Here is a 16,572-nt window from a genome sequence, read left to right as displayed (position 1 = left end):
TCATCAGTCCCCAACCGCCACCAACCGGCACAAAGGCCCCCACGGCGGGCCGGACCGCCCTGTCCCCTCTCAGGGACGTCCTGCATAATCAGGCCCGTCCACCGCCTGAACCCCAGTGCGAACCCAGCCCGAGTCCGAGACCGCCACCGACCGCGACACCGAGGAGGGCCGGCCGATGCCGGACCAGCACTGCCCGACGTGCGGCACCGCACGCTCCGCCGGGTGCGGCTGCCTCGTCCCGGACGGCAGCCTCGACGAGACCGCCGTCCTGCCGCACCTGGAGGGCCCGCCGCTGGTCCGCCCGTACGTGCCGCAGGCCGTCGGCCAGGTCGTGGAGCCGGGCATCGATCCGGCAGCGGCGCCGCCGGCCACCGACCCGTTCGGCACCACCGTGCTGCCGCCGGCCGCGCCTCCCGCCGCGCCGCCGACCGCGCCGCCCGCCGTTCCCCCGCTGGGCCCGGACGCCGACGCCTACGCGACCACCGTGCTGCCGCCCATCGCCTCCGCCCCGGTGTTCCCTCCGCACCCGCAGCCGCAGCCCCAACCCCTGCCGCAGCCCCCGGCGGCACCCGAGCCCGCCGAGGACGAGCTCGGCGTCTTCCCGTTCGCCCACGGCGCTCCCGAAGCCGCCCCCGCCGGCGGCCGGGCCGCCCGGCGCGCGGCGGAGCAGCAGGAGGCCCGCGGCCCGCTCGCCCGCCGCAAGGGCGTGCTGATCGCGGCCGGCGCCGGCCTGCTGGCGGTCACCGTCGGCCTCGCCTACGCGGTCACCCCCTCCTCCGAGCCGGACGGCCGGGCCGCCCCCGTGCCGACCGCCACCCTCGGCCTCGCACCGGTCGACCCGACCACCCCGGCCGAGCCGAGTCCGAGCGCACCGCCGCCCACCGAGGACAGCCCCAGCGCGACGCCGACGCCGACCCGGACGAGCGCCAAGCCCTCCCCGACCCGGACCACCGCGAGCACGCCGCCCCCGGCCGCCCCCGCCGCCACGGCGACCGCCGCTCCCCCGGCGCCGGAGCCGGCCCCGGCGCCCGACCCGGTGACCACGCCCGCGGCGCCGGCCCCCACCCCGACGCCCACGACCGCGGCGACCGTCCCGGCCTCCCCCGCCCCGACCGCGAGCCCGACCCCGGCCCCCACCCCGACGTTCCGCACCCTGGAGCGCGGCATGGAGGGGCCCGACGTCCTGGCGCTCCAGCGGAAGCTCGGCGTCGTGATCTGCTGGCAGAAGCTGCCCCCGACCGGTAAGTACGACGACCGCACCGAGCTGATGGTCATGTACTTCCAGGACATCAACAGCATCCGGGGCGACGCCCGCGGCGTCTACGGCCCCAACACCCGCGCCGCCCTGGACAACCGCACCGGTTGCTGATCGGACGACGGGGTGCGGGCCCGCCGCGTCAGCCCTTGATCGCCTGGAAGATGCTGAACCCGGCCATCAGCACCATGATGCTCGCCGCCACCCGGATGATCATCTTCATCGGGACGTGCTTCAGCAGCTTCTGCCCGCCCAGGATCGCGATCCCCGCGACCGAGCACAGCGCCAGCCAGGCACCCAGGCCCACGGCGAGCGGGTCGGCGTACTTGGCGGCCAGGTTGGCGGTCATGATCTGGGTCAGGTCGCCGAACTCGGCGATCGCCACGACCACGAAGCTGGCCCCGGCGACCTTCCAGAAGCTGCTGGACGACGGCTCCTTGGCGGCGTGCCCGTCCTCGTCGTCGTCCCCGCCGTGGAACAGCAGCATCGCCGCGCCGGCCAGGAACAGCAGACCGGTGACGCCCTCCACCCAGCGGTGCGGCAGCAGCGAGAGCAGCTTCCCGGCGACCAGGGCGATGCTCACCTGGAGGGCGAAGGCGGCGGCGATCCCGGCGAAGACGTAGCTCGCCCGGTACTTGGCGCCGAGCATCAGGCTGGCCAGGGCGGTCTTGTCGGGCAGTTCGGACAGGAAGACGATGCCGAACGTGATCGCGGCGACGGTCAGACTCATCGGGGGTGATGTCCCTCGGGTTCGGGCTGCCGGACCGCAGCAGCTCCGTCAGGGGGTCGCTCCGGCCCGACAGCGCTGATGGCAATCCACGGAACGCGCACGACGCGCGCCCGTACACACAGCACTGCGGCCGAAGGTCTCGCCGGCACCGGTTCGCGGAACCGCGGTGCCCCGGGCGCCGGGCCCCGGGGGGCCAGTATGTCGACGGTCCGGTGGAGGGCTACTCCCCTTCAACGCGCCCAGCCTACCCGATCACCTCTCCCGGCCGCCCGGAGCGCACCAGCCCCCGGCCGACCAGCTCCAGCACCACCACGACCGCCACCGACTCCACCGCCAGCAGCCCGGTCAGCACGAACAGCTGCACCGCCCCCGCCTGGACCGGCGAGGCGCCGCCGAGCAGCATGCCGACGAAGGCGCCCGGCAGGGTGACCAGGCCCACCGTCCGGGTCTGGTCGAGCGCCGGGACGAGCGAGGTGGCGGCGGCCGTGCGGCAGATCTCCATCCGGGCGTCGCGCTCCTCGAAGCCGAGCGCCAGCGCCGCCTCGACCTCGCCGTGCCGCTGGCGCAGCTCGTCCAGGGCGCGCCGCCCGGACAGCGAGGTGGCGGTGAGCGCGCCACCGATCAGGATGCCGGCGACCGGGATGACCGACAGGCCCTTCGGCGGCAGCAGCCCGCTGCCGAGCAGCAGCACCAGCACCGGCAGCACCCCGGCCCCGATCGGCGCGGCCGCCCACGCCCACCCGCGCCCGGGGGCCGGCACCATCCGCCGTCCGGCGGTGCGCACCGCGACCGCGAACATCAGCAGCACGAAGAGCGCCGACCAGCGGAGCGAGCCGACCACCCAGGTGATCACCAGCGCGACGGCGGCCAGCTGCACCACCGCGCGCAGCCCGGCCCGCAGCACGGCCCGCCCGTGGCCGAGCCGCCCCCACCCGGCGACCGCGACGGCGGCCAGCAGCAGGACGGCGGTGACCGCTCCCAGCCCCGGGGTGACCGGAAGCAGCTGCCCGCCGTCGGCGAGGCGGAGCACCGATCAGATCCAGCTGGTGAACCACATCCGGTCCTGCCAGGACGTCATCGGGATCACCTCCGCCGTGTACAGCGGGTAGAAGAAGGCGAAGCAGGCCATGATCGCCAGCACGATCAGCCCGGCGCCGACCGCGCCGATCCGGCGCCGTTCGGGCGGGCAGCCCTCCGGCCCCAGCATCGCGCCCAGCATCTGCGCCACGGCCAGGCAGAGGAAGGGGACGAGCACCACCATGTAGAAGGAGAAGACCGTCCGCTCCTGGTACTGGAACCACGGCAGGTAGACGCCGGCCACGCCGCAGAGCACCGCGCCGGAGCGCCAGTCCCGGCGGAAGAACCAGCGCCAGAGCAGGTAGACCAGCGCGATGCAGGCGGTCCACCAGAGCAGCGGGGTGCCGAGGCCGAGGATCTGCGCCGCGCAGCCGCCGGACGCGGTGCAGCCGTGCTGGCCGGCCGGAACCTGCTCCCAGTACATGGAGACCGGCCGGCCCTGGACCAGCCAGCTGAACGGGTTGGACTGGTAGGTGTGCGGGCTGCTCAGGCCGGTATTGAAGTCGTACATCTGGGCGTGGTAGTGCCAGAGGCTGCGCAGCGGGGCGGGCACCCAGCTCATCGACACCTGGGGCAGCCCGACGCCGAGGACGCTGTCCGGGGAGAGCCCGGCCCGGTCGTCGGCCCAGTGCCGGTCGAAGCCGCCGCCGGTGAACAGCCAGCCGGCCCAGCCGCCGACGTAGACGACGAAGGCGGAGCCGACCATGGCGAGGAAGGCGGGCAGCGCGTCGAGGCGCAGCATCGCGCGCCAGGGGCGGCGGGCGCCGGCCCACCGGCGGCCGGACTGGTCCCACAGCACGGTGAGCAGGCCGAAGGCGGCGAGCACCATGGCGCCGTTCCACTTGACCCCGGCGGCGGCGCCCAGGCAGAGCCCGGCGGTGATCCGCCAGGGGCGCCATCCGAGGCGGACGGTGTCGCCGCCGTGGTCGGGCAGGACGGCGGCGAGCCGGGCCCGGGTGCGGTCGCGGTCGATCAGCAGCGCGCCGAAGGCGGCCAGCACGAAGAACATCTGGACGCCGTCGAGCAGGCCGACCCGGCTCATCACCAGCTGGAGGCCGTCGACGGCCATCAGCAGGGCGGCGGTGCAGCCGATCAGGGTGGAGCCGAAGAGCCGGCGGCCGATCCGGGCCAGCATCAGCACGGTGATCGTGCCGAGCAGCGCGGTCATGAACCGCCAGCCGAAGGGGTGCAGGCCGAAGGCCCACTCACCGAGCGAGATCACCCACTTGCCGAGCGGCGGGTGGGCGATGAACTCGGGCGCGGAGGTGAGCGGGATCTGCTGCGGGACGGCCAGGACCTGCTCGTTCGCGTGCTCCGGCCAGGTGCCCTCGTAGCCCTGCTGGAGCAGGGACCAGGCGTCCTTGGGGTAGTAGGTCTCGTCGAAGACGAAGGCGTTGGGGTAGCCGAGGTTCCAGAACCGCAGCAGCCCGGCGAAGAGCGCCACGGCGATCGGGCCGAGCCAGTCGGAGCGGGCCGCCGCCCGGCGCAGCAGCCCCCGCCGCTCCGGTGCCGGGTCGGCCGGGGCCGCTGCCGCCGGGGGGTGGGTGAGCGCCGCTTGGGTCATGGTGTCGGTTGCCTCGCCGGTTCGCCTGTCTCGCCTGGGCCGGCCGCCGACGGGTTGCGCCGGTGGCCGCGGTCGGCCCGCGCCGGCCGGGGGTGGCCCGCACCGGCCCGTTTCACCGCGGCCGGACGGCCGACAGCCACCGACACTATGTGCCGGTGGGCGCGAAACCAAGCGCGACGGGCGCCGGACAGGTGACCTGTCCGGCGCCCGTCGAACCGTGATCAGGCGGCGGTCTGCAGTTCGCGGACCGGCCGGGCCGGGGTGCGGACCGGGGCGGCGGGGGCCTGCTCGTCCCCGGCGGAGCCGTCGGCCGCGTTGTCCTGGGCCGCGGTGAGGTACGGCCGCAGGCGCAGCGCCAGGACGACGATCAGCACGGTGCAGCCGGCCATCGCCGCCAGGTAGAGCGGCCAGGTGCCGGAGCCGACCAGCAGCACGCCCACCGCCGGGCCGACGGCGATCGCGATCTGCTTCACCAGGGCGTACCCGGAGTTGTAGGTGCCGAGCAGCCGGGCCGGGGCGAGGTCCGCGACCATCGGGCCCATGGTGGGGGCGAGCAGCGACTCGCCGACGCCGAACAGGGCGTAGATCGAGACGATCGCGACCGTGGCGGCCATCGCCTCGGTCCGGATCAGGCCGGCCACCAGGGCCATCGCCCAGGCGCCGAGCCAGACCACACCGGCGGCGGCCATCGCGGTGGTGCGCCGGCGGCGGGCGGTGATCCGCACCATGAACATCTGCAGCACCACGATGGTCAGCGCGTTGGCGCCGATGGCGATGCCGAGGGTGGACGGGGCGGTGCCGACGGTGTCGGTGGCGAAGGCCGCGACGCCGGACTCGAACTGGCCGTAGCAGGTGAAGAAGATCAGCCCGGCGAGCACGCTGAGCCGCAGCATGGCCTTGTCGGCGAGCAGGGCGCGCAGGCCCTGCGGGCCGTCGGTCCGCTCCTGGACGAGCAGCGGCGCGGCCTTCGGCATCCGGGCGGTGCCGGTCACCAGGGCGAGGCCGAGGAACGTCATGGCCTCGATGGTGAACAGCCGGGTCAGGCTGGCCGGGTCGGCGACGTTCACGATCTGCCCGCCGACCAGCGCGCCGACACCCATGCCCAGGTTGATCAGGGTGAACTGCAGCGCGAAGGCGTGCGAGCGGGTCGCCGCGGTGGAGCAGCGGACGATCATCGTGGCGAGCGCCGGCTGGCAGGTGGTGACACCCGCGCCGAACAGGAAGGAGGAGACCAGCAGCGCCGGGGTGCCGGTGGCGTGCCCGAAGGCGAACGCGCCGGTGGCGGCCAGCGCGGCGCCGGCCAGCAGCACCGGGCGCGGCCCGTACCGGTCGATGCCGCGGCCGGTGAACGGCAGGACCGCGAGCGCGGCCAGCGCGAAGACGGTGAACACCATGCCGGCGGCGAGCGAGCCCAGCCCGCGCACCTGGTCCACGTACACGAACATGTACGGCATCGTGAATCCGCTGCCGAACGCGCTGAGCGCGTTTCCGATCTGGACGCGGCGCAGCGGGCCGCCCGCCCCGCGTCGCTGCTGCCTCTGCTGCTTCACCGTGCCGGTCACCGTGCACACCCCTTCATGGCGGACGGAGGCGTCAGGACTCCGTCAGTTTTCGTTGCGTACTCTTAAGGGAAGAAGACTTAAGAGCTAAAGTTTGACTCTAAAGTCTTAGCACCAGAAGAGTGCTGAGTCAAAGGCTTAAGGAGTGCACTTCGCATGGGACACTGGTCCGCATGACTGCAGAGAAGCCCGCGCCGGCCACTCCCCGCGAGCTGGGCATCAGCGAGCAGGTGGCCCTCTACCAGCGGGAATTCCCCACCGTCGACCCGCAGGTCGAGACCATCGTGCAGACGCTCTCCCGGGTCGCCCGGCGGATGACCGTCGCCTACGACCGGCAGCTGACTGTGCTGGGAATCACCTCCGCCGAGTGGGAGGTGCTCAAGGCCTTGGTGGTCTCGGGCAGCCCGTACCGGCTCGGACCCGGCGAGCTGGCCAAGCGGCTCGGGCTGACCCCCGCCGCGATGACCCACCGGATCGACCGGATGGTCACCGAGGGGCTGGTCACCCGGGAACGGGACGAGGCCAACCGGGTCCGGGTGATCATCGAGCTGACCGAACTCGGCCGGGACAAGTGGCTGGAGTCGATGCGGATGGCCGCCGTCTTCGAGGAGGAGCTGCTCCAGGACGTCGTCGGCGAGGACCGCGGCGTGCTCTCCGGGATGCTGGCCCGGATGCTGCGCCGGATCGAGGAGAGCCAGCCGGACGCCCTCGGGCGCACCGCCGACCTGGGCTGATCCGGCCCTGACGAGAACAAGTCCGGCCCGCCGGGGGACTCCCCCGGCGGGCCGGACTCTTCGTGCGGTGGTGCGAGGGTCCGTCAGGCCCTCATCCGGTCAGTGCCGGGTCAGCAGGGACCGTTGTCGGTCCACACGCCCCAGGCGCCGCTGGCGCTCGGGTCGTCGCCCTTGGTCCACCACTTGTTGGTGTAGTAGTGACCCTTCCAGGAGACCTTGGTCGGGGTCGCGTAGGTGGCGGCCGAGTCCCAGCTCGGGGCGCCCGCGCAGCCGGCCGGGGTGGTCGGCGTGGTGGTGGGCGTCGTGGTCGGGGTGGTGGTCGGCGTCGTGGTCGGCGTCGTGGTCGGGGTGGTGGTCGGCGTGGGGGTCACCGGCGGGGCCGGGCAGCCGGCGGCCGAACCGTTGGTCGCCTCGACCATCTTGTCGAACAGCGCGGTCTTGGTGCCGAGGTCGTACAGCGAGAAGGCGAAGGAGCCGCCGAGGCCGTTGCAGTGCGCGTAGTCCACCTTGGCCTGGATCGAGCGGGCGTCCTCACCGGACCAGAAGACGTTGCCGTCGTAGAAGTAGGTCGCCTTGGCGTCGTCGTCCCAGTAGGTCTTCGCCGGGTTGTCGACGAAGCCGCCGAGCTCCTTGTACATCTGGATGCCGGGGACGCTGCCCGACAGGCTCGCACCCGGGGCCGGGGCGGTGGCGGGCTGGAACAGACCGTTCTTGCCGTTGTTCTGGACGCCGGTCCAGCCGCGGTAGTAGAACGGCACGCCGACGTTGATCTTCTTCGCCGGGAAGCCGCCGGGGATGCCGTACTGCGGGTCACCCACGGTGTAGGCCTTGACGGCACTGTCGACCGAGTACTTGCCGGTGCCACCGGGGACCGGGCTCATCGGGTCGTTCGGACCGGAGTAGATCGGGGCCTGGTGGTTGGTCGGGCCCTTGGACTCCCAGCCGCCGTGCATGTCGTAGGTCATGATGTCGAGGAACGTCAGGTACTGACCGATCTTGTCGGTCTCGACGTTCTTGATCTTGTCCTGACCGGCACCCACCGCGGCCGCGGTGTAGTACTGCTTGTTGTCGGTCTTGCCCTGCGCGTCGAGCTGCTCGCGCAGCTCCTTCAGCAGCAGGGTGAAGTTCTGCTTGTCGTTCGGGCTCTCCTGGTTGCCGAGGTGGCCGCCGCCGCCCGGGTACTCCCAGTCGATGTCGATGCCGTCGAAGATGCCGGCCGCCGAGCCCGGGCCGCCGTAGCCGGCGTCGACCGGCAGGTTGCCCTTGATGTACATGTCGATGCAGGACGAGACCAGCTTCTTGCGGGAGGCGTCCGTGGCGGCCGCCGACGAGAAGTACTTGGAGTACGTCCAACCGCCCAGCGAGATCAGGATCTTGAGGTTCGGGTTCTTCGCCTTCAGCTTCTTCAGCTGGTTGAAGTTGCCCGCGATCTGCTGGCCCCAGACGTCGCCGACACCGTCGACCGAGATGTCCGGGCCGAAGCTCTTCTGGTAGTCGGCGAACGCGTCCGCCGCGCCGTCACCCGCGTTGGGGTTGTTCTCCTCCTGGCTCGCGGCCTTGGTGGCCTGGAAACAGGTGAGGTTGGTGGGGTGGATGTTGCCGAACGAGTAGATCAGGTAGTCCAGCTTCCCGGCGACGCCGGTGTCCTGGATCGTCTTGGGGTAGTACGCGTTCGCGTAGATCGACCACTGGTCGAAGTAGGCGACCTTGATGCCACCGCTGGTGGCGGGCGCGCCGGTGCTGTTGCCGACGGCGGCGTTGGCCGCGGTGCCGCCGCTGAGCGCGAGGGCCGTGCCGAGCAGCAGGGAGGCCGTGGTACCGGCGGCGATCGCGGTCAGGCTCTTGGACCGCTTGCGACGGCCGCCCTCCTGAACCGGGGCCCCGGCCCTTTCGATACGTGAACGGAGCATGGGTGCGTGACTCCTGGGTGTGGGGGATTCCGACGCGTCCCGGGGCGCAGGTACGGGGTGGGGCCGTACGACCGGGACATGACAGAACGGGATGGGGGAATCGAGCGGAACATGCCTTGACGGACACCGGGATAAGCCGAACCGGCGTCAGCGGCGGACCGCTGACGCCGGCTCAGGGGCTCCCTGCACCTGGGGACTAAAATGGACTAGACCAACTACCCCGTCAAGGGGTGATGTTGACGCTTGAGCCGCCTTTAAGGTTCACCGGGAACCCGGACGCCCCCGCTGACCTGCGGTTCAGCGGGGGCGCCCGGGGCGCGGCGGGGCGGGCCGGCGGGACTCAGTACCGCACGGCATTGGCGACCACGGCCTTCACCGAGCCCGAGAGGTCCCGGTTGCTGGTCGCCTTCGCCTCGGTGTTCTGACCCGCCGCCAGGTCCGGAACGGTCACCGCGGTCACGTCCAGCACATTGCCGCTGTCGTCGGTGAAGTTGACCTGGATCACGTACCGGCTGGTGTTCTGCCCGTGGTTGGTGACCGTCAGCGTGGTCTCGGCCTTGCCGTTCGCGAAGGACACCGCCCCGAGCGCGACATCGCCCTTCGCGTCCAGGCCGCCCTTGATGCCGGCGATCGCCGAGGACGCCGCCGCCTGCGCCGAGGAGACCGCGGAGGCGGCCGCCGAGGAGAGGCCGGTCGCCGCCGTGCCCAGCGCCGCACTCGCCGCCGAGGCCGCGGCGGAGGCCGCTCCGGCGATCGCCGAGCCCGCCTGGGCGGCGGCCGAGGAGGCCGCGCTGCCCGTCTTGCCGCCGCCGTCGCCGTCGTCGGAGCAGCCGGCCAGCGCGGCCCCGCCGAGCAGGACGGCGACCACGGCGGCGGCCAGGGCGCGGTGCGGGCGGCGGACGGCGGGGGCCCGCGGGTCCGCGGCGGTCGGCCGGGGCGGGGGCGCGGGGCGGCGGGGCGGGTGGCGGTCCATCGGGGTCCTCGATTCTGGCCGTGGGTCTGCTCCGGCCCGGGATCCGCTCCGGCCCCGGGTCCGGCCGGTGCCGGATCGCCCGGCACGCCTCCCCGCCCACGTTCCGGGGCCGGGGAGGCGCCCGCCACCAGGGCCGGGACGTTCGGGTGACCCGGCGGCCCGGCCGGCCTCAGGAGAGCCCCGAGCCCTCCTGGGTCTCCGCCTCCACCGCCGCGCGCTCCTCCGCCAGCCGGACCGCGTGCCGGCGGCGGGCCACCACCCCGTACGCCGAGGCCGCGCTCACCGCGAAGGCCAGCACCCCGACCCACGGCCGGTTGAAGGTGTGCCCGGTCAGGTGGTCCAGCGAGTACCGGCCCGGCCCGGCCAGGCCCAGCGCCAGACCGGTCGTGCCGAGGAACGCCGGGTACTCGTAGCCGCCGGACATCGCGAAGAACCCCGACGGGGCGTGCACCGCGACCGCGCCCGCCATCGTCCCGGCCACCACGGCGCCGGCCGCCGGGGTGGCCAGCCCGGCCACCAGCATCGCGCCGCCGCCCGTCTCGCCGAGCCCCGCGGCCAGCGCGCTCTGCCGCGGCGGATGGAAGCCCATCGCCTCCATCGCCTTGGCGGTGCCGTCCAGGCCGCCACCGCCGAACCAGCCGAACAGCTTCTGGGTGCCGTGGGCGATCAGCACCCCGCCCACGGCGCCGCGCAGGGCCAGCAGGCCCAGGTCGCTACGGTTCAGAGCCATGTCCTCGTCCCCTTCGGGAGCCCTCCGCCGCACGGAGGGGTGATCCGGCTTCCATGGCAGCGGAAACCGCCGCCCGGCTCGACCCGGGGCGTCCGATCGGGTGAATAACGATGCGGACGGGAATAGTCCGGGCCCAGGCGTGGCAGCCGGGCGGCGGTGATCGTCGCCGCCATGCTTGGCGCATGTTCGTCTTCGACCTGAGCAGCGCCTTCATCGCCTTCTTCGCCGTGGTCGGCCCGCCGAAGGTCCTGCTCGCCTTCACCCGGCTGGCCGCCACCCGGACCACCGGCGAGCTGCGGCGGCTGGCCGCGTGGAGCACGCTCATCTCGGCGGTGATCGGCGTGGCCCTCGCCTTCAGCGCCGACTTCGTCACCTCCCTGTTCCACATCAGCGACCAGTCCCTGCAGCTCGCCGGCGGACTGATCTTCTTCGTCTACGCGGTCGCGCTGGTCTTCGGCGTCCACCTCGGCGCCGGCGCCGACGAGACCGACGAGCACCTGGCCAGCCCCCTGGCGGACGGCATCCGCGAGCTGCTGCTGCCGTACCTGGCCAGCCCGCTGGCGGTCACCGCGGTCCTGGTCGGCTCGCTCACCAAGGACGGCTGGAGCTGGCACGCCACCGTGGCCGGCGCGTACGTCGCCGTGGTGGTGGTCAACTACGCGTGCGTCGCCGCGCTCGCCCCGCTGATGCAGCGCACCCACCGGACCTCGTTGGAGGTGGTCGCGCGGCTCCTCGGCCTGCTGCTCGCGGCGGTCGGCGTCGAGCTGTTCCTGAAGGGACTGGCCGGGCTCGGCGTGCACCTGCTCGCGGCGCACTGAGCCGGTCCGGGGGCGCGCGGCGGGGCGGGGCGGGCGGCGGCGCCGCGGCTCAGGCGGCCGCGGCCAGCCGGAGCAGCGCCTCGCCGATCCGGTCGCGCACCAGCGGGTCGGCGACCAGCCCGTCCGCCCCGACGTCCCCGCGCGCCAGCGGCACTCGGACGCAGGCCGCCTCGATCACGGACGCCCCCGTGTAGCGCAGCACCGTGCCCAGCGCCGCCTCGGCGCCCAGGCCCCGGCCGGTCCCGGCGGCGTTGATCCAGGCGGCCGGCTTGTCCGCGATCTCGATGCCGCCGACCGTCCAGTCCAGCAGGTTCTTGAAGGCCCCCGGCAGGGTCCCGGCGTACTCGGGCGTACAGATCAGCAGGGCGTCGGCCGCCTCGACCGCCGCCCGCAGCGCGGCGACCGGCTCCGGCAGCGGGTCGGTGTCGAGGTCCGGGTTGAAGTGCGGCAGCTCCGCCAGCCCGGTGTAGTAGGTGGTCGCGACGCCCTCGGTGGCCAGCGCCACGGCGGCCGCGGTGCGCAGCACGGTCTCGTTGACGGAACCGGTGCGCAGGCTGCCCGGGAGCAACAGGATGTGACGGTCGATCGGCATGGGCAGGAACCTATCGGCCGGCTCAGGGCACGACCACCGGCCGCCAGGGAACGGGGCTGGAGAGGATCATCGAGCTGGCCGGCTGCCCGTAGCCGCCGAGCCGGTCGATGAGGGCCTCGAAATCGGCCATCGCCGGAACGGCGACCAGCAGCACGCAGCAGGCGCCGCCGGTGACCCGGTGCAACTGAAGCACCTCCGGCCAGCCGGCCACCTGCGGGTCGCGCAGCACGCAGCGCGGGCCGTAGCACTGGAGCTGCACCAACGCGGTGATCGGCAGGCCGGAGCGGGTGAGGTCGACGTGGGCGTGGTAGCCGGTGATCACCCCGTCGGCCTCCAGCCGGCGGACCCGTTCGGCCACGGCGGGTGCGGACAGGCTCACCCGGCGGGAGAGTTCGTTGTAGGAGAGCCGCGCGTCGGCCTGCAGCTCGGCCAGCAGGCGGCGGTCGACGGCGTCCACGGCGGCTCCTGAGGGTGTGGTCCGGTTGGCTGGATCCCGCTGCTTTGCGATCGTGAAGAGGATCGGGAAAACACCTCTCGTACGACAGGCGCGACCGCGGTTGCCGTGCCCGCCGCCCATTCAAATGCGCGACGGGCCGCCGCACAATGGGGCCCCGGCGAGGACCGGGGCGACGGGAGCGGATCCCGGCCCGTGCGGCGGTTCGGCTCGCCGGTGACTTCAGGAGGGATCGGGCATGGGGCACGACACGGTGGAGAGGCCCAATCTGTCGTTCGGGCGGATCGAGGGCCCGGAGCGGGGAACCCCGTACGCGCGCTACGCCCGGCTGGACGAGCTGCACAGCCTGCAGCACCCGCTCAGCGAGGCGCCCGCCGAGCTGTCGTTCATCGTCACCACCCAGGTGATGGAGCTGCTGTTCGGCCTGCTGCGGCACGAGTGGACGCTCGCCCAGCGCGCCCTGCGCGCGGACGACCTGCCGGGCGCGCTGGCCGCGCTGCGCCGGGGCACCCACGTCCAGGACGTGCTGGTGGAGTCCTGGGACCTGCTGGCCACGCTCACCCCGCAGGAGTTCAACTCCTTCCGCCCGCTGTTCGGCGAGGCCTCGGGCTTCCAGTCCGCGGCCTTCCTGCACCTGGAGTTCCTGCTCGGCAACAAGAACCCCGCGCTGCTGAACATGTACGGGGACAGCCCGGAGACCCGCGCCGAGCTGACCGCCGCGCTGCGCTCCCCCGGCCTGTACGACGACGCGCTCGCGCTGCTGGCCCGCCGCGGCCTGGCCGTGCCGGGAACCGTCTCCGAGCAGCGGTACCGGGCCGACGAGACGGTCGCGGCCGCCTGGCGGCGGGTGTACACCGAGCCGGAGCACGCCGGGCTGCTGCCGCTGGCCGAGGCGCTGCTGGACGTCGCCGAGCGGGTCACCCGCTGGCGCCAGCGCCATCTGGCGGCGGTCAAGCGGGCGATGGGCGGCAAGCCCGGCTCCGGCGGGTCCAGCGGGCTGACCTGGCTGCGCCGCTCCGCCGAGCAGGACGTCTTCCCCGAGCTGTGGGCGATCCGGGACGGACTGTGACGAACCCGCGCGCGGTGCGCATGAACGAGCGGTGGGCATGAACGGGCAGTGGGCATCAACGGGCAGTGGGCATCAACGAGCGCGGGGTATGAACGGGCGCGGGGTATGAACGAGCGCTGGGCACTGGGCACGACGAGGCACCGGAAGGGCTGGGCATGATCACGCGCGAGGAGTGCGCGGCGCTGGACGCCGCCGACCCGCTGGCGGCGTTCCGCGGGGAGTTCGCCCTGCCGCCGGGGGTGATCTACCTGGACGGCAACTCGCTCGGCGCGCTGCCGGTCCGCACCCCGGCGCGAGTGCGGACGGTCGTCGAGCAGGAGTGGGGCCGGGAGCTGATCCGCAGCTGGAACGACGCGGGCTGGTTCGAGCAGCCGTACCGGCTGGGCCGGCGGATCGCCCCGCTGATCGGGGCCGCCCCGCACGAGGTCGTGGTCTGCGACACCACCTCGGTCAACCTGTTCAAGGTGCTGGCAGCGGCGCTGCGGCTGCGCCCGGGCCGCTCCGCCGTGCTGGGCGACCGCGCGGCGTTCCCGACCGACCTCTACATCGCCGAGGGCGTGACCGGGCTGGTCCCGGGCGCCCGCAGTGTGCTGATCGACCCGGCCGAGCTGGACGCGCACCTGGACGGGGACGTCGCCGCGATCGTCCTCTCGCACGTCGACTACCGGACCGGCGAGCTGCTGGACATGCCCGGGATCACCGCCCGGGTGCGGGCCGCCGGGGCCCTGATGATCTGGGACGTCTGCCACTCGGTGGGCGCGCTGCCGGTCGAACTCGCCGCGAGCGGTGCGGACTTCGCGGTCGGCTGCACCTACAAGTACCTGAACGGCGGCCCCGGCGCGCCGGCCTTCCTGTACGTCGCCGAGCGGCACCTGGCGGCCGGGCCGGCCCAGCCGCTGAGCGGCTGGTTCGGGCACGCCCGGCCGTTCGCCTTCGAGCCCGGGTACGAGCCCAAGGACGGCATCGGCCGCTTCCTCACCAGCTCGCCCTCGCTGCTCGGCCAGGCCGCGCTGGAGGCCTCGCTGGACATCTGGGAGCGGGCCGACCGGGCCGCCGTCCGGGCCAAGAGCCTGGCGCTGACCGATCTGTTCATCGGCCTGGTCGAGGACCTGGACGGCGTCGAGGTGGTGACCCCGCGCGAGCACGCCCGGCGCGGCAGCCAGGTGGCGCTGCGGCACGCGGACGGCTACCCGGTGGTGCAGGCGCTGATCGCCCGCGGGGTGATCGGGGACTTCCGGGCGCCGGACCTGATGCGCTTCGGCTTCACCCCGCTGTACCTCTCGCACACCGAGGTGTGGGACGCGGCGCGCCACCTGGCGCAGGTGCTGGAGAGCGGCGAGTGGAAGGACGAGCGCTTCTCCCGGCGCGGCGAGGTCACCTGACGCTCGTCCGAGGAGCCGATGGCACCGTTCAGGGTGCCGTCAGCTCCTCGACCAGTTTCCCGTACACCGCGAAGGCCGGCTTGGGCGCGTAGTCGTCCCGGAGCAGGCCGAAGCGGTGGAACGGGCCCGGGCCCGCGCTGTCCGCGTCGCGCAGGCCGAAGTGACCGTAGCCGGTCAGGTGGAGCTCGCCGGCCAGGCCCGCGACCGTCCGGACCACCTCCTCGACCACCTCGGCCTGCCGCTGCTCCGACCGACCGGGGCTGGTGGGCCAGCCGTGCTCGCAGACCCGGATCGGCACCTCCGGGCCGATGCCGGCCCGGGTGACGACCTCGCGCCGGAAGCCGGTGAGCACCGCCGCGACCACCGCGCCGAGCGTCGCGGCCGGGACCGGGCGGAAGACGTCGGGGAAGAAGTCCAGGCCGACGTAGTCGAGCGCGCGGTGGAAGCGTTCGCCGGCGAGTTCGCCCAGGGCGGGCCAGAACGGCTCGGCCGGGTCCGGGCTGAACGCCGCGTTGAACCCCACGGCGAGGTCGAGGCCGAGCGCCAGCGCCTCCTCCTTGGCCGCGACCACCCCCTCGACCAGGGCCCGCCGGACGTTCGGCACGGAGCCGTCGAGCACCGGGGAGTCGACGTTGGGCTCCTCACAGATCTGCAGCGTGCCGATCCGCGCCCCCTCGGCGCGCACGGTCCGCCGGACGAAGTCCGTCCAGCCGTCCAGCCGTCCGTCCGGCGCCCGGAACTGCAGGACCAGGTCGAGCCGGCGCCCCTCGCGGGCGTAGCGCTCCGGGGCGGCCGGGGTGGGCGGGGTGGCCGGCCCCTGCGGGAACGAGCGGTAGGCGCGGACCAGCAGGGTGGGCGCGGCGCCCTGGAGTGCGCGCAGCGCGGCGGTGATCCGCTCCGGGTCGTCGGGGCGGACGGGGGTGATCACACGGCTCTCGTCGCCGAGCAGGCCGCCGGGGTAGATGCCGAAGGTGAAGGTCATGGCCCGACCCTAGCCGAAATTTTTGGTGTCACTGCAAATTTGGTGCGGCGCTAGGATTTTCCCATGGGACTTCGCGAGGAGAAGAAGCGGCAGACCCGGACCCTGCTGGCCGACACCGCGACGGCGCTGTTCGCCGAGCACGGGTTCGAGCGGGTCACGGTGGCCGAGGTGGCCAGGGCCGCCGGGGTGGCCGTCAACACGGTGTTCAACTACTTCCCGACCAAGGAGGACCTCTTCTTCGACCGGCAGGACGAGGTGGTGGGCCGGCTCGCCCTGGTGGTGCGGGAGCGGCCGGCCGGCACCTCCCCCGTCGAGGCCGTCCGGGCGGAACTGCTCGCCGGGCTGGACGCCGGCGAGCCGACGTACGGGCTGGACCCGCGGGCCGCGGCGTTCTGGCGGACGGTCACGGACAGTCCCGCGCTGCGGGCCCGGCTGCTCGACCTCGGCGAGCGGGCCGAGGAGGCGCTGGCGGCGGCGCTCGCCGAGGAGGCGGGCGGCGCGGCGGAGGACCCGCTCCCCCGGGTGCTGGCGGGCGCGCTGGCCGGGGCGCACCGGGCGGCACTGGCGGAGGTCCGGCGGGGCATGGTGGCCGGCGAACCGGTGGACGCCGTCCGGGAGCGGGTCACGGCGGCCGTCACGGCGGGCTTCGACCTGCTGGCGGCCGGGCTCGCGGGGTGGCCGGCGAACGCGGAGGGCCGCCCGGTCGGGGGGTGACCGGGCGGCCCTGGGTGGTGCGGTGGCTA

Annotated in this window: 16 protein-coding genes; 6 read left to right on the top strand and 10 right to left on the bottom strand. The window is 73.7% G+C overall.

Annotation, left to right across the window (positions count from 1 at the left end; translation table 11 throughout):
- Positions 1–115 precede the first annotated feature (115 nt).
- Complete coding sequence (locus ABTX81_RS18345) at positions 116–1,369, top strand: peptidoglycan-binding domain-containing protein (RefSeq protein WP_350546593.1); 1,254 nt, start codon at positions 116–118, stop codon at positions 1,367–1,369.
- A gap of 28 nt (positions 1,370–1,397) precedes the next feature.
- Here the strand turns inward: ABTX81_RS18345 and ABTX81_RS18340 are convergent, their stop codons facing one another.
- The 4 genes from ABTX81_RS18340 to ABTX81_RS18325 form a co-directional block, all read right to left on the bottom strand.
- Positions 1,398–1,985: a TMEM165/GDT1 family protein gene (locus ABTX81_RS18340; RefSeq protein ID WP_350546590.1), complete on the bottom strand. Its 588-nt coding sequence runs from the start codon at positions 1,983–1,985 to the stop codon at positions 1,398–1,400.
- A gap of 244 nt (positions 1,986–2,229) precedes the next feature.
- Positions 2,230–3,015, bottom strand: coding sequence for an ABC transporter permease (locus tag ABTX81_RS18335; protein WP_350546588.1), 786 nt, complete (start codon positions 3,013–3,015; stop codon positions 2,230–2,232).
- Positions 3,016–3,018: 3 nt separating this feature from the next.
- The gene (locus ABTX81_RS18330; RefSeq protein ID WP_350546585.1) at positions 3,019–4,626 is read right to left on the bottom strand and encodes a dolichyl-phosphate-mannose--protein mannosyltransferase; all 1,608 of its coding nucleotides are present in this window, start codon (positions 4,624–4,626) and stop codon (positions 3,019–3,021) included.
- A 221-nt stretch (positions 4,627–4,847) separates the two neighbouring features.
- Positions 4,848–6,176, bottom strand: coding sequence for an MFS transporter (locus ABTX81_RS18325; protein ID WP_350546583.1), 1,329 nt, complete (start codon positions 6,174–6,176; stop codon positions 4,848–4,850).
- 182 nt (positions 6,177–6,358) lie between these two features.
- On the opposite strand from ABTX81_RS18325, the gene ABTX81_RS18320 reads away from it, so the two are divergent.
- Positions 6,359–6,919 (top strand): MarR family winged helix-turn-helix transcriptional regulator, encoded by a 561-nt coding sequence (locus ABTX81_RS18320; protein ID WP_350546580.1) that lies wholly within the window; start codon positions 6,359–6,361, stop codon positions 6,917–6,919.
- Between the two features lie 110 nt (positions 6,920–7,029).
- On the opposite strand, the gene ABTX81_RS18315 is transcribed toward ABTX81_RS18320, so the two are convergent.
- The 3 genes from ABTX81_RS18315 to ABTX81_RS18305 form a co-directional block, all read right to left on the bottom strand.
- Positions 7,030–8,829 carry a glycosyl hydrolase family 18 protein gene (locus ABTX81_RS18315; protein ID WP_350546578.1) on the bottom strand — a complete coding sequence of 600 codons (1,800 nt, stop codon included), beginning with the start codon at positions 8,827–8,829 and terminating at the stop codon, positions 7,030–7,032.
- Between the two features lie 340 nt (positions 8,830–9,169).
- The gene (locus ABTX81_RS18310) at positions 9,170–9,802 is read right to left on the bottom strand and encodes an FxLYD domain-containing protein (protein ID WP_350546576.1); all 633 of its coding nucleotides are present in this window, start codon (positions 9,800–9,802) and stop codon (positions 9,170–9,172) included.
- Positions 9,803–9,971: 169 nt separating this feature from the next.
- Positions 9,972–10,532 carry a DoxX family protein gene (locus ABTX81_RS18305; RefSeq protein ID WP_350546574.1) on the bottom strand — a complete coding sequence of 187 codons (561 nt, stop codon included), beginning with the start codon at positions 10,530–10,532 and terminating at the stop codon, positions 9,972–9,974.
- Between the two features lie 182 nt (positions 10,533–10,714).
- On the opposite strand from ABTX81_RS18305, the gene ABTX81_RS18300 reads away from it, so the two are divergent.
- Positions 10,715–11,350 carry a MarC family protein gene (locus ABTX81_RS18300; RefSeq protein WP_350546572.1) on the top strand — a complete coding sequence of 212 codons (636 nt, stop codon included), beginning with the start codon at positions 10,715–10,717 and terminating at the stop codon, positions 11,348–11,350.
- A 49-nt stretch (positions 11,351–11,399) separates the two neighbouring features.
- On the opposite strand, the gene ABTX81_RS18295 is transcribed toward ABTX81_RS18300, so the two are convergent.
- Positions 11,400–11,942 (bottom strand): NADPH-dependent FMN reductase, encoded by a 543-nt coding sequence (locus ABTX81_RS18295; RefSeq protein ID WP_350546569.1) that lies wholly within the window; start codon positions 11,940–11,942, stop codon positions 11,400–11,402.
- A 22-nt stretch (positions 11,943–11,964) separates the two neighbouring features.
- Positions 11,965–12,399, bottom strand: a complete 435-nt coding sequence (locus ABTX81_RS18290) for an Lrp/AsnC family transcriptional regulator (protein WP_350546566.1) — start codon at positions 12,397–12,399, stop codon at positions 11,965–11,967.
- A gap of 235 nt (positions 12,400–12,634) precedes the next feature.
- Here ABTX81_RS18290 and ABTX81_RS18285 point away from each other — a divergent pair, with 235 nt between their 5' ends.
- Entirely contained in the window at positions 12,635–13,465 is an 831-nt protein-coding gene (locus tag ABTX81_RS18285) for a tryptophan 2,3-dioxygenase (RefSeq protein ID WP_350546563.1), read from the top strand.
- A gap of 155 nt (positions 13,466–13,620) precedes the next feature.
- Positions 13,621–14,847, top strand: coding sequence for a kynureninase (gene kynU, locus ABTX81_RS18280; protein ID WP_350546559.1), 1,227 nt, complete (start codon positions 13,621–13,623; stop codon positions 14,845–14,847).
- A gap of 28 nt (positions 14,848–14,875) precedes the next feature.
- Here kynU and ABTX81_RS18275 read toward each other — a convergent pair whose 3' ends face one another.
- Entirely contained in the window at positions 14,876–15,829 is a 954-nt protein-coding gene (locus tag ABTX81_RS18275) for a hypothetical protein (protein WP_350546556.1), read from the bottom strand.
- Positions 15,830–15,892: 63 nt separating this feature from the next.
- Here ABTX81_RS18275 and ABTX81_RS18270 point away from each other — a divergent pair, with 63 nt between their 5' ends.
- The gene (locus tag ABTX81_RS18270) at positions 15,893–16,543 is read left to right on the top strand and encodes a TetR/AcrR family transcriptional regulator (protein ID WP_350546553.1); all 651 of its coding nucleotides are present in this window, start codon (positions 15,893–15,895) and stop codon (positions 16,541–16,543) included.
- The last annotated feature ends 29 nt before the right edge of the window (positions 16,544–16,572 follow it).

The organism is Kitasatospora sp. NPDC097605, assembly GCF_040302725.1.
Classification (GTDB): domain Bacteria; phylum Actinomycetota; class Actinomycetes; order Streptomycetales; family Streptomycetaceae; genus Kitasatospora.
Note: the sequence above shows the minus strand (reverse complement) of the source record. Positions and strands in the feature narration are given on the sequence as shown.